Origin of the sequence: Streptomyces flavotricini (assembly GCF_020639365.1) — a bacterium.
Lineage (GTDB): Bacteria > Actinomycetota > Actinomycetes > Streptomycetales > Streptomycetaceae > Streptomyces > Streptomyces flavotricini.
The window spans coordinates 831,480-854,196 of sequence record NZ_JAINUL010000001.1 but is presented as its reverse complement, the minus strand read 5'-3'; the positions used below and the strand labels follow the sequence as shown (position 1 = coordinate 854,196).

The following is a 22,717-nucleotide window of genomic DNA, read 5'->3' as shown; positions in this document are numbered from 1 at the left end:
CGTGATCAGTTCACCGCTGGTGATGCATGTCACTGTTTCGCGTGGAACCGGATGCCGCTTCGGGGCGGGCGGCGTGCGCCCGCCCCCCCGGCTGACGGTCAGAACCAGGTGACGGTGAGGGGGAAGGTGGTGGTGGCGGTGGTCGGGGTGGAGTCGGTGGCGGTTGCGGTGATCTGGAGGGTTCCGGTGGTCCAGGGTTTGCCGGTGATGCGGCCGGTGTTGGTGTCGATGGTGAGGCCGAAGGGGAGTCCGGTGGCGGTGTAGTGGAGGGTGGGTTTGCCGTGGGTTTGCCTCCGGTGGTGGTGAGTTGGATGGTGCAGGTCTGGTTGAACTTGCAGGTCTGGGGGCCGGGGTCGGTCAGCTTCAGGTCACCGGGGGTGGGGGTCGGGGTGGGCGTGGGCGTCGGCGTGGTGGCCCCGTCGAAGACCTCGGTGATCGGCTGGACGTTCGCCGCGTTGCCCGCGTGCGTCGCCGTGCCGAACAGGTCCTCGAAGGTGCGCAGCAGGTGGTGGTGGTTGAAGGCGGTGGCGTACTTGCCGGTCTTCACCTTCGCCCCGTAGAACACCGTGGCGATCTGGTTGGAGCCGAGGTAGTTGTCCTCGTCCCACGTCAGGACCAGCAGGCTGTTGTTGGCCTTCGCCCACTGCGCGTACGCGTCGATGTTGTTCCTCGTCCAGGTGTCACCCGTGGTCACCGAGCACGAGTGCATGTCGTTGCACTGGTTCGGCACGACGAAGGACAGGTTCGGCAGCGCCCCGAAGTCGTTCTGCGGGAATTGTGTCCAGGTTTTCCCCGTATTCAGCGGTACGTTCTTGAAGGCGAACCACGGGTTGTGCTTCTGCGCGTACTGGCCGTTGGTACAGGCCGTGGACCCCTCGGCCGGCAGGTCCTCGTTGTACGTGGCGAACGTCTTCCCGGCCGCGATCAGCTCCTGGCCGAGGTTGGCCGCACTCATCGACTGCGGGGTGTAGCAGCCGTCCCCGGTGATGCCCTGGGTGGAGCCGGAGAACAGGTTGAAGTAGTTCGGCTGGCTGGGGTGGGTCAGCGCCTTCATGCCGGTCAGGCTGGCGCCGCCGTTCGCGAGCTGGTTGACGTAAGGGGCGTTCGCGCTGCCGATGATCTCGCCGTACTGCTTGTTCTCGTACACGACGACCACCACGTGGTCGTACGTCGGCAGGGCGGCGGCCGCCGGCGTCCGCGCGGCCGCCGAACCCGTCTCGGCGGCCTGTGAGTTGGCCACGGTGAACGCGCCCAGCAGGCCGAGCGTGCCGAGTGCGGCCACGAGCGCGGACCGGCGGGTCGCGCCTCTCGCGGCGGCCATGGGTGAGGGCATGAGAGGTTCCTCCTGGTGGGTGTGGGTGTGGGTGGTCGTTCCTCGCGGGTGGTTCATTCCTCCCGCCGGGCCGCACCGGCCACGGTGATGTTCAGGAAGCGCGGTACCGGCCTGCCCCGGCCTCGGAAGTCCTCCGCCACCGCCGCCCGAACCGCCGTCAGGCGCGACGCGGGCAGCAGCACCAGAACGCTCCGCCCCGGCCGCCGCCCGGGAGGCCAGGCACTCAGCGCCCCTGCGCGGCGGGCGCGGGCGACCGCCCGGGCCAGCTCGGCAGCCCGGTCCGCCGGCTCGCCCCGTACGGCGAGGAGCACCAGCCGCCTCCCCGAAGCGGCCGGGTCGAAGTCGACGTGGCGCCCCTCCTCCCCGGTGTCCGGCTGAAGGGCCTGGCCGGGCCGGGCGAACAGCACCGCCCTGCGCAGCGCGTCGTCGCCGTCCGGGAGCGCCCGCGCCAGCAGCCGGGCCAGCCCGTCCCGGTCCGGTTCCGTACCCGCCGGGGTGTGCACGTCGGCCACCGCGAGCGCCATCGCACAGTCGGCGGGCTCCGCCGTGGCCAGCCCGGCGGCCTCCGTGAGCGAGCCCTGGAAGTGCAGGTCGCTCCCGCCGCGCCCGTACCCGGCGCGGGCCAGCGCCCGCAGCAGGGCGTACGGGCGCACGGCCCAGGCGGGGGCCGCGGGCGAGGGCCCGTCCGGGGTCAGCGGCAGATCGCAGCTGTCGGCGGGATGCCCGAGGGAGCTGAGCCGCACCAGGCCGTCCGTACGCGGCGCGGCGGCGGCCGCCACCGGCCAGCCGGCCGCCGCGACCAGTCCGGGCGAGCCCAGGTGGAAGGCGTAGGGGGCACTCCAGACGGCGGCCGGCGGCCGGCCGTGCGCGGCTTCCAGCGCGTAGGCCACGAGCCGGAACAGCGGATCGGCGGTGGCCCGGCGCGCCAGGTCCGCCGGCACGGGAGCGACGGGGACGGGGCCGACGGGGACCGGGCCGACGGGGAGCGGGCCGAGCGGCGTGGGGCCTGTGGGCGTGGAACCGGTGGGCGCGGAACCGGTGGGCGGGGAACCGGCGGGCGGGGAACCGGCACGGGTCCCCGTCACCGGTCCTCCCCGACCGCGGTGGGCAGCCGGTCGTCGTCCCTGCGGGCCAGCAGCCGGTAGGCGTTGCCGCCGTCCGTGCGCCGGGCGAGCGCCGTCCGCAGGGCGTCGAGCGCCGCCGCCCCGGCGAAGCACGGCAGCGCGGCCGCCCGTACGGCATGCGCCAGCACCCGCCCGCGGCGCGTGGCCGGGGGAGCCCACGGGCGGTCCGGATCCGGCGCCAGCCGGGTGGTGGTCAGGGCCACCGCGCCGAAGAAGTCGTTGCCCTGGTGGGCGGGGCCGTGCTCCTCGGCCAGGACGGTGAACCCGCGGTCGGTCAGCGCCTGGCGCAGGTTCGACGCCGGGATCAGGTGTTGGTGCTGCGGCTGGAACCACGGCAGCCACGCGGAGCCCAGCAGCCGGGCCATCCGCGACTGAGGGTCGGGAAGCTCGATCGCCAGGAACCCACCGGGGGTGAGGACGGCGGCCGCGGTGTCCAGCTCGGCCAGCGGATCCCGGGTGTGCTCCAGGTAGTGGTACATGCTGACCACCTCGTACCGGCCGGCCAGCTTCTGCGCGAACTCCGGGAACTGGCCCTGGAATCCGGTCTCCACCCAGCCGCGCCGCTCGGCCTCGCCGACCCCGTCGCCCATGTCGAGCCCGTCGAAGCGGGTGTCCGGCCAGACGGCGCGCGCCGCGTTGCAGAAGTGGCCGTGCCCGGTCCCGACGTCGAGCCACGAGGCCGGGGCGTCCACCGTGTGCGGCCGGAGCATCTCGGCGCGCTTGCGGTACGAGGCGCCGAGCCGCCCGAACACCGTCCCGGCGCCCTCGCCGCCGCGCCCGTCGTAGAAGTCCCGGTAGTAGAACTCCAGTCCGTCCGGCGTCAGCCGGGGATTCTGGAAGACGTGGCGGCAGTCCGCGCACTGCTCCAGGGCGAACCGGCCGGGCTTGCCCTGGAGGAGGTCGGGCACCCGGACGCGCACGAAGAGCCGCCGCGAACCGCACCAGGGGCAGTCCGTCCGCCGCGGTTCCAGGAACCGGTCGGTGCCGAGGACCAGTTCGGCCCGGTACGCGGCCGCGCGCGCGGCGTCGGCCTCGGCGTCCGCGTCGGCGGGCGTGCGCAGGACCGCGGCGGCCGTACGGACGGCAGCGCCGAGGGAGCGCGCCGGCCGGGCGGCGGTGGCCCCGGGGAGATCGGCGGGACGCAGCGGTGCACCCGGCCCGCCGAGCACCAGGTACGGCTGCAGCCAGTACAGCCCGGCCGCGGCCGCACCCCACTTGCACTGGCGTACGGCGAGCCCTGTCAGCAGCCCCAGCCCGGCGAGCTGCGCGGCGGCCAGCACCCCGGGCGGCAGCCCCTGGGCCCGCAACTCGGCCGCCCGTACCGCCCCCGCCGGATCCCCGGCCCGGCCGACGGACAGCGCGGGTGCGACGGCCAGCCCCGTGGCGTCGGCGGCGTACTCCTTCAACCGGCGGGTCAGTGCCAGGAGATCGGCGGGCTCCCGGCCGCCGGCGCCGGCCGGGCCCGCCCCGTCCGGACCGGTCCACAGCAGCCCGGCCCGCGCGAGGACCTCCTCGGCGACGAGCAGCGCGTACCCGGCTCCGCGCCCCTCGGCGAGCCGGTCCTCGCGGTACGCGCCGGGGTCGACCAGGCGCAGCAGCCCCAGCGCCCGCTCGGCGCCGAGATCGGCCGGCAACAGGTCCAGCACCCGCAGGCCTTCCCGGTCGGCGTGCGCGCAGGCGGCCAGGAAAGTGGCCGGGTCCACCTCGACCCCGCGCGCGGTCAGCAGCCGCCACCCCACGGCCCGCGGCAGCCCGTCGGCCGCGGACGGGGGAGCGGGCAATACGGGGATCGCCCGCAGCCGGCGGCGGGCCCGGACCGTACCCGCGCCCAGCGCGGCCAGGGTCAGCGCGGAGGTCCAGCGGACCCGGTGGAAGGGGGACGGCGTCATGTCAGCTTCTCCAACCGGTCGGCCGCGGCGGCGGCCCCGCCGGCCGCGGCGAAGGAGGCCTGGATCCGCCGGGCGGCCCGGCGATGGCCGGGAGCGTCCAGCACGGCCGTGAGTGCGTCACACAGTTCCTCGGCCCGGGTCCTGCCGAAGCGCACCCGTACCCCCGCCCCCGCCTCGACGACCTGCCGGGCCACGATCGGCTGGTCGTCGCGGATCGGTGCGACCACCAGCGGCAGCCCGTACGCGAGCGCCTCGCAGACGGTGTTGTGCCCGCCGTGGCAGACCACGGCGTCCAGGTGCGCCAGCAGCTCCAGCTGGGGTACCCGCTCCTGGACCAGTACGTTCCCCGGTACCGGCCCGACCAGCGAGGGCGGCGCGGCCAGCACCAACTGGACGTCGTCGGCCAGCCGTTCGGCCGCCCCCAGCACGGTGGCGTAGAACCGGCCGCCGGCCTCCTGGTTGAGGGTGCCCAGCGAGACCAGTACCCTGCGCCGCTCCGGATCCAACCGCTGCCACGGGAAGTGGGCGGTGGCCGGCCGTGCCCCGAAGGCGGGCCCGACGAAGGCGTGATGTGCCGGGAACCCCACCCCGGGGCCGACCAGTTCGGGGGTCGAGAACACGATCACCAGCCGCTCGGAGAACCGGGGGTCCCAGTCCGCGTCCGGCATCCCGCAGGCCGAGAGGAATCCGGAGATCTGCCCGCAGACCCACTCCCCTACCTTCGGGAAATCGGCGAAGGGGCGGGTCAGCTCGGCCGACGTACTGGCCGAGGTGGCCCAGGGGATCCCGAGCCGCCGGGCGACCACCGGGCCGGCCAGCGCCTGCTGGTCGGCGACCAGCAGGTCCGGGCCGAAGGAGTGCACGGCCTGCGTCACTCCCGCCACCATGGCCAGGCCCAACGGCACCAGTGCCTCCTCCCACAGGAAGCGCAGCGCCCCGACCCCGCGCAGGTCCCGCCAGCGCTCGTGCAGGGCCGCGTAGCCGCCGCCGGCCCCGTCCCCGGCGGGCAGGACGCGGGCGTGCGCGGGCAGCAGCCGGGCCAGTGCCCCGGCCGGGCCGGTCCAGGCCACCTCGTGCCCCCGGGCGGCCAGTTCGGCGCCGACCGCCACCGTCGGGTTGACGTGCCCGGCCAGCGGCGGGACCGTGAACAGCACCCTCATCGCACCAGCGCTCCCGTCCGCGGGACGCGCGCGCCGCGCGTCGCCCCCGCCGCCGTCGTTTCGAGATGGGCGAGCACGGTCTCCCGCAGGACCCCGCTGCTCTCCTTGAGTACGTCGTGGCCGAGGCCGGGCAGGATCTCGATCGTGGCGCGCGGCGCGTGACGGGCCAGCTCGCGCCCTCCCGGCACCAGTTCGGAGTGCTCTCCGCAGATGATGAGGGCCGGGCAGTCCAGCCGGGCGAAGTCGGCCGGGGTGAGGGTGCGGCTCGCCGCGATGTCGTCGATGAGGCTGGTCCGGTTCAGCAGTTCGTCGGCGATCGAGGTGAGGTTGGCCGCCTTGCGCAGCCGAAGCGTGAGCAGCTCGGCGGGGACCGGACTGTCCTCCAGGCTGAGCGCGGCCGCGGACAGGGTGTCGACCATGTTCTCCACCCAGGCGCCGCCGAGCGGAGGTTCCAGCAGGGTCAGTCCGGCGACGAGGTCCGGGCGGGCGAGGGCGGCGTGGAGGGCCAGGGTGCCGCCGTAGCTGTTGCCGACCAGGTGCACGCGGCGGTGCCCGAGGCCGAGCGCGCCGAGCAGCGACACCAGATCCCGTACGGCGGTCCGGCTGTCGTAGCCGGTGGCGGGGCGCTCGGTGCGGCCGTGGCCGCGGAGGTCGTAGAGGACGGCCTCGTGGCCCGCCCTGGCCACCGGGACGGCCAGGGGGCAGTAGAAGGAGGACAGGTTGTCCACGACCAGCCCGTGCAAGAACACCACGACGGGACGGTCCGGGGCGGCGGCCCCGGCGGTGGCCGGGAGCCGCTGGACGTGGAAGCGGAGCGAGCCCGCGGGGACGAAGGCCACGGCGGGCTCAGCCGGCCGTCGGCGCCGAGGCGGTCGCGGCCGCGGTGGTCGCCGCAGTCGGGGTCGCTTTCGTCGTCGGCGACGTACGGGCCAGGGAGGCGTGGGTGATGAGGCTGATGTGGGCGACGAGTTCGCCGACCGACATGGCGAGGATCGCGTCCATGTCCTTCTCGGCGAGGAAGCCCATCAGGTCCACCCCGGACCCGTAGCGCTCGTGCAGCAGCTCGGCGAGGGCGACGAACTCGATGCTCTCCAGGGCGAGATCCTCGTTGAAGCTCGTACTCATGGTGACCTCCTCCGCGAGAAGGAACTCGTCGCCGAGGATCTCCACGAGCATGCCGGTGATCTCGGCGAGGACGTCAGTGGTGGTGGCCATGGCTGGTCTCCGTGAGGTGGGAGGGGACGGGGGAGGTGGCCGCGGGGTGGGCGGTCCAGGCGACGAGGTACTCGCCCGGGGCGGAACCGGCCGCCTGGTGGGGGCCGGTCGGGCTCTCGGACTCGGCCGCGGGCAGGGCGGCGGTACGGACCGGGTACGGCAGGCCTTCGGGCGACAGCACGAGCAGTCCGCCCGACCCGGGGTCCTGCGCGACCCGCCATTCCCGGGGCCGGCCGCCGAGCCCGGTGCCGCGGGCCTTGGCGGCGGCCTCCTTCGCGCACCACAGGGCGGTGAGGGCGGCCGGCAGCCCGGTGCCCTCGCGGGCGGCCAGTTCCTCGGCGAGCAGCAGCTCGGCCGGGGTGAGGGCGACCCGGATCAGGGCGTCCGGATCGCCGGTCACCGGCTCCACGTCGATGCCGACGGGGTGGGAGGGGTGGGCCAGGGCCACGGCCACCCGGTCCTTGTGCGCGATCGACAGCCGGAAGCCGCGGGCCAGGGCACCCTCGGAGACGGGCCGCCCGGCCGGGTCGTTGCCTACCGGGACCTCCACCGGGAACACGGGCCCCGCCCCGTCGTCCCAGAGCCGCTGCCGCAGCGCGTCCTTGGCGGCGATGCGACCCAGCAGCCACGGCGCCCGGGCGCGCGGAGCCAGCCGCTCGTACGCCGTGCGCTCGGCGGCGCCGAGGTAGCGGCGCATCACGAGCTCCTGCGAGGCGGGATCCGTCCACCGCCGCCGGGCCAGGCACCAGCCGGCGGGCTGCGGCTCGCCGATCCCGCACACCTCGGGGGTGAACTTCATCGGCCACACCCGCTCGTCGGCCCCGAAGCGGCGGTACGTCCAGCCCTCGATCCGGGCCCACAACACCCCGTTGGGGTCGAGGAGTTCGAGATCCCCGCGGACGGTGACGTCGCGGACGTCCCGGATCCGGGCGACGGCCGTGACCAGGGCCTGCGGCGGGGGCGGGGGTCCGTAGAAGCGGATCCGGTCGACGGTGGCCGGGAACACCAACCGGTCCACGGGGAGCCGCAGTTGCATCCAGTGCCCGAACAGCTGCCCGGCGGCGTCGAGCAGCGCACCCGGGTCGGGGAGTGCGCGCAGGACCCCGTGAATGCCGTCCGCGCCGACGGACCGGACCTCGTGGACACCGGCGAAACGCGGCCCGTGGAACATCCAGCGGTCCCGGTACAGGGCCTCGGCGCTGACGGGGGCCGGGCGCGGATCGCGCAGCGGCGTCAGGTCGGTCGCGGGCGGCCGCGGGTGCCCCGGACCGAGCAGGACGACGACGGAGGCGTACGGGCCCAGCCCGATCCGGATCCGTCCGGGGCCCTCGGCGCGGGCACCGACCTCGACGTCGAGGGCGGGCGCGGCGGGGAGCCAGCGCAGGGCCCGTACGTCGTCGTAGCCGAGCACGACCGCGCCCGGCGGGGCGTACCGACGGGCGGCGTCGGCGGCCAGCTCCAGCATGGTCGTCATGGGCACGACGGGAAACCGGTCGGAATCCTCCGGCCAGCCGTCCGGCTGCAGGTACACGCAGTGGTCGCGTACGCAGGGCATGGCGTCGAGCGACACCCGGAGCCGCTGGGTCCCCGCGGCCTTCCCCCCGCCTTCACGCGCGCCCCCGGACTCGGCGTCCAAGGCGGAGAGCAGCACGGGCCGGCCCGTCCGCGCGGTGGACGGCGGTACGGGCCGCCCCGCCCCCGGCGGCGGCAGCGGCGATCGTGCCGGCGGAGCAGGAGCCGGGCAGGGGGCGGTGGTGAGGGTGCCCAGGCGGCTTCGGGCCGCCCCGTCGAGGCGGACCAGCGGGGAGCCGAGGTCCAGGGGGACGGGCCGGCCCCGTACGGCGGGGCGGGTGGCGGGTGCCGGATCGCGCAGGCGCTCCCAGCACGGGGCGTGGCCCTCGGCCCACAGCGCGGCGCAGACGCGCCGGAGGGAAGCGAGCCCCGACAGGCGCGGTGAGGACGCCGCCACCGAGAGGTGCGGGCGGTCCCGCAGGGTGTCCTCCACGAATCCCGGCAGGCTGCCCGGCCCCATCGTCACGAACGTCCGGATCCCCGCCTCCTCGTACAGGCGCAGCGTCAACTCCCGGAAGCGGACGGGCTCCAGCAGGTGCCGTACCACCAGATCCCGCACGCGCGCGGGCTCGTCCGGGAACGGCGCGCAGGTCGTCGCCGACCACACCGGCAGATCCCCCCGGCGCAGTGGAAGCCGCGCGAACGCCGCCCGGACCTGCCCCAGGTACGGCTCCCACATCGGCGTGTGGAACCCCGACCGGAACGGCAGCTGCTGCCCGAGCACCCCCTCGCGCCGCAGCCGCTCCAGAACCTCTTCGACCCCCTGGGGGTCCCCGCACACCACCGACTGGTGCGGGCAGTTGTCGTGACTGACCACCACCCCGTCCAAGCCGTGCAGCGCGGCCCCGGCCCGGCGCGCCCCGCAGCCCAGCGCCGCGTACACGAGATCCGGGACCTTCAGCGACCCCGGCCGCAGCGAGTCCAGGAAGGAGTCGGCCGCGTCCTGCGGGTACATCCCGCCGGCCACCATCGCCGCCCACTCGCCGAGACTGTGCCCTGCCGACACATCGGCGTTCACGCCGAGCTCCGGCAGGACCCGCGCGAAGAACCGGCCCGTCGCGAGGGCGTCCAGCGCCCGTTCCATCAGCTCGGCGCCCCGGCCGAGCCGCGGCCGCTCCAGCCCCATCCGGTCCGCGACATCGTCCAGCACCGGTGCGAACTCCGGCTCCAGACCCGGGAACAGGAACGCCGTGCCCCCACCCAGCGGCTCCGGGGTGAACCACACGTCCCCCCGCCCCCGCCAGGCCCGCCCGCGCTCCACCGCCTTCGCGGCGAGCGCGAGCCGCTGCGGGGTCGGCCCGAGCACGGCCAGCCGGCACGGCCCGTCTCCCGCGGACGCCGATCCGGCGGCCAGCAGCTCCGCCAGCTCGGCGGGGCCGTCCGCGCCGAGCAGCAGTACGTCCTCCCGCGCACCGGCCCCCACCACCGGCCCGCCAGCGGGTCCCAGCGGCAGGAAGCGGCGTACCGGCGCCGCGGACGCGGTGGCGCCCGGGGCCTCCTCAAGTACCGCGTGCGCGTTGATCCCGCCGAAGCCGAACGCGTTGACCCCCGCCCGGCGCGGCCGCGTCCCCCGCTCCCACGGCTCCGCCGCCGTCACCGGCCGCATCCGGGTCCGGGCCAGATCCGCGTGCGGCTCCTCCAGGTGCAGGGTCGGCGGCAGCACCCCCTCGGACACGGCGAGCGCCGCCTTGATCAGCCCGGCCATGCCCGAGGCCTGCATGGTGTGTCCCACCATCGACTTCACCGATCCGAAGCCGATCCCGGGACCTCCCGCGACCTCTGCCGGGCCGAACACCCGCGCCAGTGTGTCCAGTTCCGCCGCGTCTCCGACGGGCGTGCCGGTGCCGTGCGCCTCCAGCAGCCCCAGCGCGCCGGGAGCCCGCGGATCCAGACCGGCTTCCCGCCAGGCCTGCTCCAGCGCCCGTACCTGGCCGGCGACCAGCGGGCTCATCAGACTGGCCGCCCGGCCGTCCCCGGCCACCGCGGTACCCCGGATCACCGCGTAGATCCGGTCCCCGTCCCGCTCCGCGTCGGAGAGCCGCTTCAGCAGCACCACGCCCGTGCCCTCGGACAGCAGGGTTCCGTCCGCCCGCCGGTCGAAGGGCCGGATCCGTTCGCTCGGGCTCAGCGCCCGCAGCTGCGTGAACACGCTCCACAGCGTGGCGATGTGACAGTGGTGGACCGCCCCCGCGACCACCGCGTCGCACCGGCCGCCCGCCAGCAGCCCCACCGCCTGGTCCACTGCCAGCAGCGAGGAGGCGCAGGCCGCGTCGAGCGTGTAGGCGGGGCCGCGGAAGTCCAGCCGGTTCGCGGTACGGGCGGCCGTGAAGCTCGGCACCAGCCCGATCGAGGCGTCCGGCCGCTCGGGCCCCAGTGCCTCCTGGAAGGCGGCCCGCACCTCGCCGATCCGCCGCTCTCCGAGCTCGGGCGCGAGCTCCCGCAAGGTCTGCGCCAGCTGGTGTGCGGTACGCACCCGCTGGTCGAGCCGGGCCGTCGCCACGCCCATGAACCCGCCGCGCCCCAGCACCACCCCGATCCGGGACCGGTCGGCCGGCAGTCTGTCCTCGCCGCCCGCGTCGGCGATCGCCTCGGCCGTCGCGTGCAGAGCCAGCATCTGGTCCGGCTCGGCCCCCTCCACGGCGGCCGGCATGATGCCGAACCGGGTCGGGTCGAAGGCCGCCAGCCCGTCGACGAAGCCGCCGCGCCGGCAGTAGAAACGGTCCCCGCGCACGGGCCCGGCGGCGCTCTCCGGGTCGTAGTACACCTCGGGGTCCCAACGCCCCGGCGGCACCTCGGAGATGGAGTCCGTACCGGCGAACAGATTGCGCCGGTAGGCAGCAAGGTCGGCGGCGCCGGGGAAGACGGCGCCCATCCCGACGATGGCGGCGTCGGTCGGCCGGGGACCGCGCCGCTCCCGCTCACTCATGGCCCGCCCCGTCCTGCGCCATCAGGACCACCTGTACGTCGCCGCCGTGCGCGAGTTCGGCGAGGAACGCGTCGGTCCCGGCTTCGGGGGAGATGAGCGGGATCCCGCGCCGGGCGTACGCGCGCTCCAGCTCGGGGGTGACCATCCCGCCCGCCTCGGCCGCCCAGGGGCCCCAGTCGACGGACAGCACCCGGCCCGGGAAGGTGTCGGCCCAGGTGAGGGCGAGCCCGTCGAGGGCGTCGTTCGCGGCGGCGTAGTCGCTCTGGCCGCGGTTGCCGTACACCCCGGCGACGCTGCCGAAGAGGGCCAGGAAGGCCGGGGCCGGCACGGCTCCGTGCTCGGCGGCCGCGGCCGCCAGGTTCCGGGCGCCGGCCACCTTGCTCGTGAACACCTCGCTGAACACGTCCGGTTCCTTGTCGCGGAGCAGACCGTCGCGCAGGGTCCCCGCGCCGTGCACGATGCCGTCGAGCCGGCCGTGCCGGGCCCGTACGTCGGCCACGACCGCCCGTACGGCGTCGGCGTCGCCGACGTCGGCGCGGTGGTACCGGACGGACGAGGCGGCCGCGGCGAGGGCGGCCAGCGTGGCCCGGACCTCCCGCTCGGCCAGGATCCGCGAGGCCGCCGCCTCGATCTCGGCGGGGGTGCGCAGACCGCTGCGGATGAGGGCGGCGCGCAGCGCCACCCGGTCACCGGCGTGCGGGAACTCGTCCTCCTGGCCGCACGGTTCGGGCGTGCGCCCCATCAACTCGATGTGACACCCGCTGACCCGGGCCAGGGCGAGCGCGGTCCGAGCCGTGATCCCCCGTGCCCCGCCGCTCAGCAGGACGACGGAGCCGGGCCCGAGCGGGCTGCGGGCGGCCGGGGGGAGTGGGGCCGGTACCGGGCGGCGGGCGGTCCGGAGCCCTTCGGCCGAGTACCCGACGGATGCGAGCCCTTCACCCGGGTCGGACAGCTCGGCGAGCAACTGGGCGGCGATCCGGCTCGGGTCCTCCTTGGGGTGGAGGTCGACGGCGCGGACGAGGGTGCCGGGGAACTCCAGGGCGGCGCTGCGGGCGAAGCCGTGCAGACCGCTGCCGGGGGTGGAGCCGAGGACCAGTCGGCGGACGCCGCCGGTGAGGGCGCGCTTGTAACCGGGGAAGGCGGCGGGGAGCACGGGATCCTGGCCGGCCCGGAGCGCGGACAGGTCGACGATGCCGTCGAATCCGGCGTCGGCCGCGGCCAGTACCTCTACGCGGACCCCCTGCGCCTCCAGGGCCCCGCAGAGTGCGGGAGCCACCCCCTGCCCGTCGTCCACGATGCCGACCCGCAGCCCCCGAAGCGCACCGGGGTCCCCGTCGGCCGCCGCGATCGGCACCTCGTCCACCCGCATCCGCCGAAGCGTCCCGGCCGGTGCGGATCCGGCCGGCGCCGCTGCCGGACCCGAAGCGGGCCCGACCGTCGCCGGGGCCGTCACCGGGGCCGTCACCGGGGCCGGTGCCGGTCCGGTGGCCGCCTCTCCCGCTGCCGGGGCCGGAGCGGACCCGCCGGCGTGCGTGGTGACCCATTCGACGATGCCGCGCAGGGTCTTGATCCGGGACAGCTCCTCCACGGCCGACTCGGCGGAGCCGCCGGGGTCGGTGGGAAGCCCGATCCTGTCGGCGAGAGCGCCGATGATCTCGACCCGCTTGATGGAGTCGATGGAGAGGTCGGCCTCCAGGTCCAGTTCGGGGTCGAGCATGTCCCTCGGGTATCCGGTCCGGGAGTGGACGATCTCCAGAACGGCGTCCATCACCTCCTCCGCGGAGCCCGCCCCGACCTGCGCCCCAGGACCTCGGTCGCCCGCGGGGGCAAAGCCGTCTGCGTCCGCCGCCGACTCCGCCCCGTCGAGCCGCCCTTCGGCACCCGCCCCGGCAACACCGGCCGGCCCGTGGCCGTTCGCGCCGGCTTCCCCGACGCCGGGCCAGGCCGGGGCGCCCGTCGCAGCCGCCCACCCGGCGGGGCCCGCAAGGCCGGCCGGCCCGTGACCGTTGGTGCCGATCTCCCGGGCGCCGGGCCATGCCCGGCCGCCTGCGGCCCCTTGGCCGTTCGTGGATGCCTCGCCGGTGCCCGGCCGGGCCTGCGCGTCCGTCGGGGCTGCCGTGGCGTCGAGTCCGGCCGGTACACCGGCCGGGGCCACGGTGGTTCCCAGGTAGCCGAGCAGGACGGCCCTCTGGGCCTCGATCAGCTCGCGCGAGCCGCGCAGGTACTCCAGTACTGCCTCCTGGCGCCGGTCGGGCGCCGGCACCGCGTACCCGGGCGCGGGAGCGGCATCCGGGGCCGCGTGCCACGCGGTGCCCGGCGCGGCCCCCGCGGACGCCGTGTCCGCCGCGGGCCCCCCCGCGGACGCCGTGTCCGCCGCGGGCCACGCCGAGTCGGCCGCACCGGTCGCCGCATACGGGCCGGGGGTGCCCCCGGACGCCGGTGCGCGTCCGGGAGCGAGGGGAGCCGCGTCTCCGGCCGGCCCGGCCAGGGCGGGAGCCTGCTTCCCGGCGTGCGGCGCGTGCGCGGCGGTGGAGGCCGCCCGCTCCGTGTGCCGTGCCGGGGCGGTCGCCGTATGCACGGGGTGCGGGGTGAGGCCCGCCCCCGCCCCCGGCGCCCGGGCGGGGGCCTCGACGCGGAGCGGGGGCCGCAGACCGCCCGGGATCGGCGTTCCCGCGGCCGTACGGATCAGGTGGCCGTCGACCAGCCAGCCCGGGCGGCGGGGGGCCCGGTCCGGGAGGGGGGCGGTGCGGCCGCGGAACAGGGGCTCCGGGGTGATCGGCACGCCGGCGGCGGCCAGTTCGGCCAGGGCCGTGACCAGCCGGGTCAGCCCGTGCTCGCCCGGGACGTCCAGCGGGACCACCGTGTGGGGGCGGTCGGCGAGGATCCTGCCCACCAGGCCCGACAGGACCCGGCCCGGGCCCGCTTCCACGAAGGTCCGGACACCGGCCGCGTACATGGCCTCCACCTGGTCCACGAACCGGACCGGCTCCGCGACCTGCCGGGAGAGGAGACCTCGTACGGCATCAGCTTCCTGCGGGTACGGAGCCGCCGTCGTGTTCGACCAGACCGGGACGGCGGCGTCGGCGAGCGCCGTCCCGGCCAGCTCGGTTGCCAGTGCGGTCGCCGCCCGCGCGACCACCGGGCTGTGGAACGCGCAGGCCACCGGCAGGAGCTGCGCCGAGACGCCCGCCGCGTGCAGCGACTCCACGGCCACGGTGACCGCCGCCTTCGGCCCCGAGACCGCGCACTGCCGCGGCGCGTTGTGGTTGGCCACCACGCACCCGGCGCGTTCCACGAGCTCGCGGACCTCCTCCGGCGCCGCCGACACCGCCGCCATCGCCCCCGGGTCCTCCCCGGCGGCCGTCAGGATCGCCTCGGCCCGGCGCGTGCTCAGCCGCAGCAGGGTCTCCGTGTCGTACACCCCGGCCGCCCACAGGGCGGTGAGCTCCCCGTACGAATGCCCCGCCACGCAGTCCGGCCGTACGCCGAGCCGCCCCAGCAGCAGGTGCGCCGCCGCACCGGTCAGCCCCAGCGCCGGCTGGGCGGTCCGGGTGTCCGTGACCGCCGCCCGCTGCGCGGCCCGCGCCTGCGCCGTGAACGCCCCCGGTGGGAAGACGGCCGATACCACCGCGCCCGGAGCGTCGTCCAGCAGGACCCGCAGCCCCGGGAACGCCGCGTACAACTCGCCCAGCATGCGCACCTGCTGGCTGCCCTGCCCGGGGAAGAGGAACGCCACCTGCCCCGGGTCCGCCGACTCCTCCCGTACGTGGACCCCGTCACCCGCGGTGAACCCCCGGGCCCGCTCCAGCCGGGCCGCCAGCTCGTCCAGGTCGCCGGCCACGACCGCCACCCGCACCGGCCCCGAGCCGGAGCCCGCCTCCGCGGCCAGGTCCCGCAGCGCCCACGGCCGCCCGGCCGCGTCGTTCTGCTCCAGCCGCGCCGCGAGCCGGGCCATCGCCCGCCCGGCCGCCCGCCGGTCCTCGCCGCGGAAGCAGAACAGCTCCGCCGGCCACTCCTCCCGGCCCTGCTCAGGCTCCTCGGCGCCCGCGTAACCGGACAGCACGGCGTGGTAGTTGGTGCCGCCGAAGCCGAACGCGCTCACGCCCGCGATCCGCCGCTCCACCGGTACCGCCCACGGCCGGGCCTCGGTGTCGAAGGCGAACGGGCTGCTCTCGGCCCGCCAGGCCGGATTCGGCCGGTCGATGTGCAGCGTCGGCGGCCGGACCCCCGAATGCACCGCACGGGCCGCCTTGATCAGCCCGGCCATACCCGCCGCGCACTTGGTGTGCCCCAGCTGCGATTTCACCGAGCCCAGCGCGCACGCGCCCGCCTGGGCCCCGGCCTCGGTGAACACCGCTTCGAGCACGCCCAGTTCGGTGCTGTCGCCGACCACCGTGCCCGTACCGTGCGCCTCGACCAGCCCCACCTCGCCCGGTGAGATCCCCGCCCGCGCGTAGGCCCGCTCCAGTGCCCGCCGCTGTCCCTCCGGCCGCGGCGCGGTCAGCCCCAGGGAGCGGCCGTCGCTGGACGCCCCGACCGCCTTGATCACCGCGTACACCCGGTCGCCGTCCCGCTCCGCGTCCGCGAGCCGCTTCAGCACCAGCGCGCCCACGCCCTCGCCGAGCGCGATCCCGTCGGCCGCGGCGTCGAAGGGCCGGCAGCGCCCGCCCGGCGAGAGGGCGCGGACCGAGGCGAACAGCAGGTAGTCGTTGATCCCGTTGTGCACGTCGGCGCCTCCGCACAGCACCATGTCGCTGTCACCATCGCGCAGTTGTCGACAGGCCAGGTCCAGCGCGGCCAGCGACGAGGCGCACGCGGCATCGACCGTGCAGTTCGCCCCTCCGAGGTCGAGCCGGTTGGCCACCCGGCCCGCGATCACATTGGCGAGGATCCCGGGAAAGGAGTCCTCGGTCAGTCGGGGGAGCTGTTCGTCCAGGGCGGGCGGCAGCTCCCCGAGGTAGGCGGGATGCAGCGCTCGCAGCCCGTACGCGCCCGCCAGCTCGGTACCGGCCTCGGCGCCGAAGACCACCGAGGTCCGCGAGCGGTCGAACTCCCGCTCCTTGCCGTAACCGGCGTCCTTGAGGGCCCGCGCCGAGATCTCCAGGGCCAGCAGCTGCACGGGCTCGATCCCGGCCAGCGAGGACGGCGGGATCCCGTGCGCGAGGGCGTCGAAGGGCACCGGGTCCAGGAACCCGCCCCAGCGCGAGGGGGTGCGCTCGCCGGCCCGCGCCGGGTCGGCGTCGTAGTAGAGCGCCGGGTCCCAGCGCTCGGCGGGGACCTCGGTCACCGCGTCCCGCCCGGCCAGGACCTGCGCCCAGTACGCGGCGAGGTCGGGTGCGCCCGGATAGGCGCAGGCCATCCCGACGATGGCGATGTCGAGCGGGTCGGCGGCCCCGCCCGAGGCCCCTTCCGCGGCGGCCCCGGCGCCGATGTCCCGGGCCCGCCGCTCCAGCAACTCCGTCGCGCCCCGGGTCACCTGGGCGTGCAGGGCGGCGACCGTCGTCGTCCCGTCTCGCAGGGTGGCGGCCTGCCCCAGCATGAACAGGCCGTCCGCGTACTGCCGTTCCTCGTCCACGGTCTCCAACTCCGCCGTCTCGCCCCGGCGCAGCCCCTTGCTGGCGATCCTCAGCCGCCCCAGGTTCAGCCGCTCCAGCTCCTCCCACATCTCGCGCGGCTCGGTCCCGCCCTGTGCGAGCCGCTGCCGGGTCTCCTCGAAGGTGTGGGCGTACGGCGTGTCCGCGCAGCGCGTGGCATGGCCGGGCGCGGTGTGCAGCAGTACGGTGTCCGCGCACTCCACCGCCGCCCGTTGGAACCGGGGCGTGACCGCGCCCGCGGCCACGGCCTCCTCGGTGAACAGGTAGGCCGTGCCCATCAGTACGCCGATCCGGGCGCCTCGCTCCGCCAGCGGGGCGGCGGCCGCGACGGCCATGGCCGCGGAGCGCTCGTCGTGGATCCCACCGGCGAACAGCACGTCCAGGGAGGCCGGTTCGGAACAGCCGAGGAGGCGCTCGATCTGCTCCTCCCACAGCGGGAACGAGGCGCGCGGCCCGACATGGCCGCCGCACTCCAGCCCCTCGAACACGAACCGCCGTGCACCTTCGGCGAGATACCGCTCCAGGAGGCCCGGCGAGGGCACGTGGAGATGGGTCAGCGTCCCTGCGGCCTCCAGCGGGGCCGCCTGCGCCGGGGTGCCGCCGGCGATGATCGCGTACGGCGGCCGGGTCCCGGCCACGGCGGCCAGCTGTTCCCTGCGCAGCTCGGGCGGGGCGAAGCCGAGCAGGCCCACGCCCCAGGGCCGGTCCCCGAGCCGCTCGGCGGTCTCGGCCAGCAGACGCCGTACGTCCGGCCCCTCCATGACGGCCAGCGCCAGGTACGGGATCCCGCCCGCGGCGGCCACCGCCTCCGCGAAGGCGGCCTGGTCGCTGACCCGGGTCATCGGTCCCTGGGCGACGGGCCGGGCCGCCATGAGCGGCCGGGCCCGCACCACGGCCGCCAGATGACCGGTGACGGAGGCCCGGACGGCCCGGAGCACACCGCCGGTCGTGCGGTGGCGCGCGGCGAGCCGGGCCGCGGCGGCTCCGTCCTGGCCGACGGGCAGCAGCTGCGTACGCAGGTCCCGGGCCCCGAGCAGGGCAGCGGCCGGACCCTGCGGCGAGGGCAGATCGGGCCGTGCGTACACCCGGTGGCCGTCGACCAGCCGGGTCTCCGATCCGTCCATCGTCCTGATCGCGGCCGCCACTTCGATGGGCAGCCCGGCTTCGCCCTCGGTCGTCAGGGCCAGTTGTACGTCGACCAGCACGCCGGAGGCTCCGCCCGCGACGGCCGCGGCCGCCGTGTGCGGGCCGATCCCGCCGCGGGCCACGACGGGCACACGGATGCCGGGGTCGGCGAGCAGCTGCTGGACCAGGACGAAGGTGGTGGCGCCGCCCACCCGGCCACCGGACTCGTGCCCCTTGGCAACGACCGCCCCGGCCCCGGCGGACACCGCGGCCCCGGCCTGCGCCGGGTCGGTGGCCTCGGCCCAGACCTGCGCCGGGTCGGTGGCCTCGGCCCAGACGCGCGGCCGCCCGGGCGCCGCCGCCCAGCCGGCGACCCGCTCCGGGGTGTGCTCGGCGGGGTCGGCGAGCAGCACCGTGTCCACCTCGGAGGGCAGCTGCTGTGGCCCGAGCGGGCAGCCGGCGGGCACCCGTACGCCGTAGCACCGACCGGGGCCGAGCCTTCGGGCGAGCTCCGTGAAGGCGGCCCGCGCGGGGTCGGGGTCCCGGCCGAGGTCGAGCAGCCCGAGGCTGCCCGCCCGCTCGGCGGCGATCACGATCCGGGGCCGCGGCTCTTCGAAGGGGCTCAACGCGATCACCAGATCGCGCGGGGCGGCCGGCCGCGGGGACGGTTCGCCGGTGTGGGGGGACGGCGTGGGCTGGGGGGTCACGGGCGCTCCTCATCGAGTGCTGTGTCACATGTCGCCGGTTGCGCAGGGGACGGGCGAGGCGTGGCGGTACACCCCCGGGCGAGCCGGGGCGCAGGGGCGGAAGGGGTGAGCCGGGTACGGGGCCTGCGGGGGCACAGGGGTGAGCGGGGACGGGCGGGGGCGCAGGGGCGAGCGGGCCGAGCGGGGGCAGCGGGGAACGCGCGCAGGCAGTTCCCCGCCGGTACGGGTGGCCGGGCGACCCGTCTGGGTGGGACGGGCTTGAACGGTGGTCAATTCCCCTGACGCCGGGATGCATCGTGCGGTGGTCGCCGTGCACTGTCAACGGCCATGCGGAGTAAGGTCCTTCACGTACCGGAGAGTTATCGGGCGGCCCCGGGGCGCCCCGCGAGCATCACCTGGGGGCTCCCGCCAGGCCGCCGACCTGCGGTGTTCTCCGTCCGGGCGGGCGCCGGCGCGGCGGCGCCCGAGCGGCGGCATGAGCCGGGGCTCATGCCCGGCCGGTATGCCTCGGCGCCCCTGGAGCATGAACACCCGGCAAAATTCGGGCAGTTGTTCACCATGGCGCCCCTTACGGGGTCAACCTCGCGCGGTTACCGTCCGGTCATGACCCCCACACTCGCGCAGCTTCGTTACCTCGTCGCCGTCGCGGACTGCGGTTCCATCACCGGCGCGGCGGCCTCGGTCTTCGTTGCCCAGTCCGCCCTGTCGAGGGCCGTCCAGGCCATGGAGCGCGATCTCGGCGTCGAGCTCCTCGCCCGCCGGGGCAGAGGGGTGGACCTCACCCCCGAAGGCACCCGGGTGGTCCGGCTGGCCCGCACCGTGCTCGACGCGGTGGACGCCATCGACGACGTCGGGACGCCGAACGGCAAGGGCGGGCTGGTCACCCTCACCCTCGTCACCACGCCCACCCTGGCCTTGGACCTGGCCTCCGAGCTGGTCCCGGCGTTCACGGCGCGCCACCCCGGCGTGCAGGTGCGCCTGCACCAGCACGACGGCCGGGAGCCACTCGTACAGGAACTCATGGACGGGAAGTCGGAGTTGGCGCTGGTCGACCTGCCGGTCGACAAGGAGCTCTCCACGCACCACATCCAGGAGCGCGAGGTGGTTCTGGTCTCGCCCTTCGGTGCCCGTCTGCCCGACCCGGTGCCGTTCCGGCTGCTCGACGGCCTGCCGATGGTCCTGCCGACCCCGGGCACCGGGCGGCGCACCGAGATGGAGGCCATGTTCAGCTGCCTCGGGGTCCGTCCCGTGCCCGCGTTCGAAGTCGACGAGCGGCTCGCCTGGGTGACCGGCGTGATTGATGGCCGCGGCTCCCTCATCTGGTACCGGGACGTGGTGCTGAGGGCCTTCGGCAGCCGCGCCGAGATCCGCTCCTTCACCCCGCCGCTGCTGCGGCCGGTAGGCATCGCGCACGCCCGCCGGCCGCTGACCCGCGCCGCCCGGGCGTTCATCGCGCACGCCCGTCACAACGCCCCCGTCCGGGAGCCGGCGCGCTGATCGGAAGCCGGCGGAAGCCGCCGAGTTTCGGCCAGATATGCCGCCTTGGCATTGAGCGATGCTCAAACGGGGGGTCGCCGGGCCTGGCGATCACCATCTGATGTGCCATCAGATGGTGGACATGTCTCGACTCCTCACACCCCCTTGGGTCGCCGCCCTCGTGACCGCGGTCCTCGCCGCCGTGCTGCCGGCCGCCGCATGGCAGGCCGCCGGAGCCGCCACCGGCCCGGCCGCCGATCCCGGAGCCCGGGCCGCGGCCGCCGCGCTCGCCCCGGAACGCGAGTGCACGCTGCCCGGCGGCATGGCAGAACTCAGCGGGCTCGCCATGAGCCGCAAGCACCCGGGCATCTTCTACGCCGTCAACGACAGCGGCAACACCAACCAGGTCTTCGCCGTCGACTGCACGGACGCGACCGGCCGGCTCAAGGCCACCTACACCCTTTCCGGCGTGGGCAACACCGACTGGGAAGGACTCACGATCGGCAAGGACGCGGCCGGGCTCCCGGCGATCCTGGTGGGCGACATCGGGGACAACTTCAGCGGCCGCGCCGAGATCCTCGTGCACTCCTTCACCGAGCCCGACCGGCTCGCCGACGCCACCGTCACCCCGGTGACCTACAGGTTCGCCTACGCCGACGGCCCGCACGACGCCGAATCCCTGCTCGCGGACCCCGGCACCGGCAGGCTGTACGTCGCGAGCAAGCAGATCGGCGCGGCGGGGCAGTTGTACCAGGCCCCGCTGCCGCCGCAGACCGGCCGGGTCAACACGCTCACCGCGGTCCGGGCCGGGCCGGTCTTCACCACCGACGGCGCGTTCTCGCCGTCGGGCGCCTCGTACGCGCTGCGCAGCGGCGGGCCGCTGGGCGCGAACACGGCTTCCGTGTACGACACCGCGGGGACCAGGCTCGCGGACGTCGCCCTGCCGGCGCAGTCGCAGGGCGAGACGGTGACCTACCTCGACTGCACGAGCCTGCTCGTCGGCTCGGAGAACGACACCCAGATCTGGCGGGTCCCGCTGCCGCCGGATGCCACCCCGGGCTGCGGAACCACCCCCACGCCGACCCCCACCCCCACGCCGACCCCCACCCCCACGCCGACGCCCACGCCCGGTGACCTGAAGCTGACCGACCCCGGCCCCCAGACCTGCAAGTTCAACCAGACCTGCACCATCCAACTCACCACCACCGGAGGCAAACCCACGGCAAACCCACCCTCCACTACACCGCCACCGGACTCCCCTTCGGCCTCACCATCGACACCAACACCGGCCGCATCACCGGCAAACCCTGGACCACGGGAACCCTCCAGATCACCGCAACCGCCACCGACTCCACCCCGACCACCGCCACCACCACCTTCCCCCTCACCGTCACCTGGTTCTGACCGGCAGCCGGGGAGGCGCCGCCCGTCAGTACACGTCGCGGGCGTACCGCTTCTCGGCGGAGAGCTGCTTCAGGTACGCGGCGGCCTCGTCCTCGGCCAGGCCGCCGTGGGCCATGGCGATGTCCCGCAGCGCCCGGTCCACGTCCCTGGCCATCCGGCTCGCGTCCCCGCACACGTAGAAGTGGGCGCCCTCCCGGAGCCAGGACCACAACTGGGCTCCCTGTTCGCGCATCCGGTCCTGGACGTAGACCTTGGCCCGCTGGTCGCGGGAGAAGGCCAGGTCCAGACGGCTGAGCGTGCCGTGGCGGTGCAGTTCCTCCAGCTCCTCGCGGTAGTAGAAGTCGGTGGCCCGGCGCTGCTCGCCGAAGAACAGCCAGTTCCCGCCGTGGTGGCCGAGGGCGCGACGGTGTGCAAGGAAGCCCATGAACGGGGCGATGCCGGTCCCCGGGCCGACCATCACGGCCGGCGTCTCGGGACGTGCGGGTGGGCGGAAGTGCGCCGAGCGCTGGACGAACAGCGGTACGGGGTCGCCCGGTTCGGCGTCGGCGAGGAAGGTGGAGGCCACCCCCTTGCGGGGGTGGCGGCGCGGACCCTCGTAACGCAGCACCGAGACGGTGAGGCTGACCTCGCGCGGGTCGACGAGGGGGCTGGAGGATATGGAGTAGAGGCGCGGCTGGAGCCGTTTGAGGCGCTCGGCCCATTCCTGGGCGCTGAGCCGTACCGGGAACTCGGCCACGATGTCCACGGGCTGGCGCCCCCAGATCCAGCGGGCGAGGCCGTCCTTGTTGTCGGGGCGCGTCAACTGCCGGAGCCTGCGGTCGCCGGTGTGCTCGGTGATGAACCGCAGCAGCTCGGGCGTGACACGGGTGATGTCGAGGTGCCGGTGCAGCGCGCGGGCGAAGGGCATGGGCTGGTCGTGGCCGGGTACGGCGACCTCGGCGTCCCCGGCCAGGCCGGTGGCGCCCAGCCATTCCGTCACCAGGTCGGGGCAGTTGACCGGCCGGACGCCCAGGGCGTCGCCCGTCTCGTACGCCGGGCCGTCCTCGCCGAGGTCGAAGGTGAACCGCCGGACCTCCTTGGTGGCGCCGGCCAGGCTCAGCAGCCGGTTGCCGGACAGTCGGGCGGTGTGCAGGGCGGCCGCCCGGCCCGGGACGCCGGAGGTCCGCGGCGGCTCGGCGGGCGCGGGCGCGGC

The 22,717-nt window shown here is 75.7% G+C and carries 11 protein-coding genes and 1 pseudogene; 2 read left to right on the top strand and 10 right to left on the bottom strand.

The genetic code is table 11. The annotated features are described in order from the left end of the window. Positions 1–421: 421 nt before the first annotated feature. The 8 genes and pseudogenes from K7B10_RS04185 to K7B10_RS04150 form a co-directional block, all read right to left on the bottom strand. Positions 422–1,321 (bottom strand): annotated as a pseudogene (locus K7B10_RS04185) (alkaline phosphatase family protein); the annotation flags it as partial. A 65-nt stretch (positions 1,322–1,386) separates the two neighbouring features. Continuing rightward, on the bottom strand, positions 1,387–2,418 hold the full coding sequence (locus K7B10_RS04180; RefSeq protein ID WP_229334582.1) for a galactokinase: 1,032 nt from the start codon (positions 2,416–2,418) through the stop codon (positions 1,387–1,389). Further along, positions 2,415–4,346, bottom strand: a complete 1,932-nt coding sequence (locus K7B10_RS04175; RefSeq protein ID WP_229334581.1) for a class I SAM-dependent methyltransferase — start codon at positions 4,344–4,346, stop codon at positions 2,415–2,417. The genes K7B10_RS04180 and K7B10_RS04175 overlap by 4 nt, the downstream gene beginning before the upstream one ends. Further along, positions 4,343–5,506 (bottom strand): glycosyltransferase, encoded by a 1,164-nt coding sequence (locus tag K7B10_RS04170; protein ID WP_229334580.1) that lies wholly within the window; start codon positions 5,504–5,506, stop codon positions 4,343–4,345. Before K7B10_RS04170 ends, K7B10_RS04175 begins: the two co-directional genes overlap by 4 nt. Beyond that, positions 5,503–6,345 (bottom strand): alpha/beta fold hydrolase, encoded by an 843-nt coding sequence (locus K7B10_RS04165; RefSeq protein ID WP_229334579.1) that lies wholly within the window; start codon positions 6,343–6,345, stop codon positions 5,503–5,505. The genes K7B10_RS04170 and K7B10_RS04165 overlap by 4 nt, the downstream gene beginning before the upstream one ends. A gap of 7 nt (positions 6,346–6,352) precedes the next feature. After that, positions 6,353–6,721 (bottom strand): acyl carrier protein, encoded by a 369-nt coding sequence (locus K7B10_RS04160; RefSeq protein WP_229334578.1) that lies wholly within the window; start codon positions 6,719–6,721, stop codon positions 6,353–6,355. After that, the gene (locus K7B10_RS04155) at positions 6,705–11,219 is read right to left on the bottom strand and encodes a type I polyketide synthase (RefSeq protein ID WP_229334577.1); all 4,515 of its coding nucleotides are present in this window, start codon (positions 11,217–11,219) and stop codon (positions 6,705–6,707) included. The genes K7B10_RS04160 and K7B10_RS04155 overlap by 17 nt, the downstream gene beginning before the upstream one ends. Continuing rightward, complete coding sequence (locus K7B10_RS04150; RefSeq protein WP_229334576.1) at positions 11,212–18,645, bottom strand: type I polyketide synthase; 7,434 nt, start codon at positions 18,643–18,645, stop codon at positions 11,212–11,214. The genes K7B10_RS04155 and K7B10_RS04150 overlap by 8 nt, the downstream gene beginning before the upstream one ends. A 603-nt stretch (positions 18,646–19,248) precedes the next feature. Here K7B10_RS04150 and K7B10_RS04145 point away from each other — a divergent pair. Then, positions 19,249–20,142, top strand: a complete 894-nt coding sequence (locus tag K7B10_RS04145; protein WP_229334575.1) for a LysR family transcriptional regulator — start codon at positions 19,249–19,251, stop codon at positions 20,140–20,142. A 627-nt stretch (positions 20,143–20,769) separates the two neighbouring features. On the opposite strand, the gene K7B10_RS04140 is transcribed toward K7B10_RS04145, so the two are convergent. Next, positions 20,770–21,033: a hypothetical protein gene (locus K7B10_RS04140; protein ID WP_229334574.1), complete on the bottom strand. Its 264-nt coding sequence runs from the start codon at positions 21,031–21,033 to the stop codon at positions 20,770–20,772. Between the two features lie 252 nt (positions 21,034–21,285). Here K7B10_RS04140 and K7B10_RS40670 point away from each other — a divergent pair, with 252 nt between their 5' ends. Then, complete coding sequence (locus K7B10_RS40670; protein ID WP_308284681.1) at positions 21,286–21,525, top strand: putative Ig domain-containing protein; 240 nt, start codon at positions 21,286–21,288, stop codon at positions 21,523–21,525. 25 nt (positions 21,526–21,550) lie between these two features. Here K7B10_RS40670 and K7B10_RS04130 read toward each other — a convergent pair. Further along, positions 21,551–22,717 (bottom strand): diflavin oxidoreductase (locus tag K7B10_RS04130; protein ID WP_372481364.1); only part of this gene is annotated, 1,167 nt, incomplete at its 5' end.

What these genes read in the sequence shown, in the direction of transcription:
- K7B10_RS04155 (WP_229334577.1), bottom strand. Translation starts at nt 11,219, where the DNA reads ATGAGTGAGCGGGAGCGGCGCGGTCCCCGGCCGACCGACGCCGCCATC.
- K7B10_RS04145 (WP_229334575.1), top strand. Translation starts at nt 19,249, where the DNA reads ATGACCCCCACACTCGCGCAGCTTCGTTACCTCGTCGCCGTCGCGGAC.
- K7B10_RS04160 (WP_229334578.1), bottom strand. Translation starts at nt 6,721, where the DNA reads ATGGCCACCACCACTGACGTCCTCGCCGAGATCACCGGCATGCTCGTG.
- K7B10_RS04170 (WP_229334580.1), bottom strand. Translation starts at nt 5,506, where the DNA reads ATGAGGGTGCTGTTCACGGTCCCGCCGCTGGCCGGGCACGTCAACCCG.
- K7B10_RS04175 (WP_229334581.1), bottom strand. Translation starts at nt 4,346, where the DNA reads ATGACGCCGTCCCCCTTCCACCGGGTCCGCTGGACCTCCGCGCTGACC.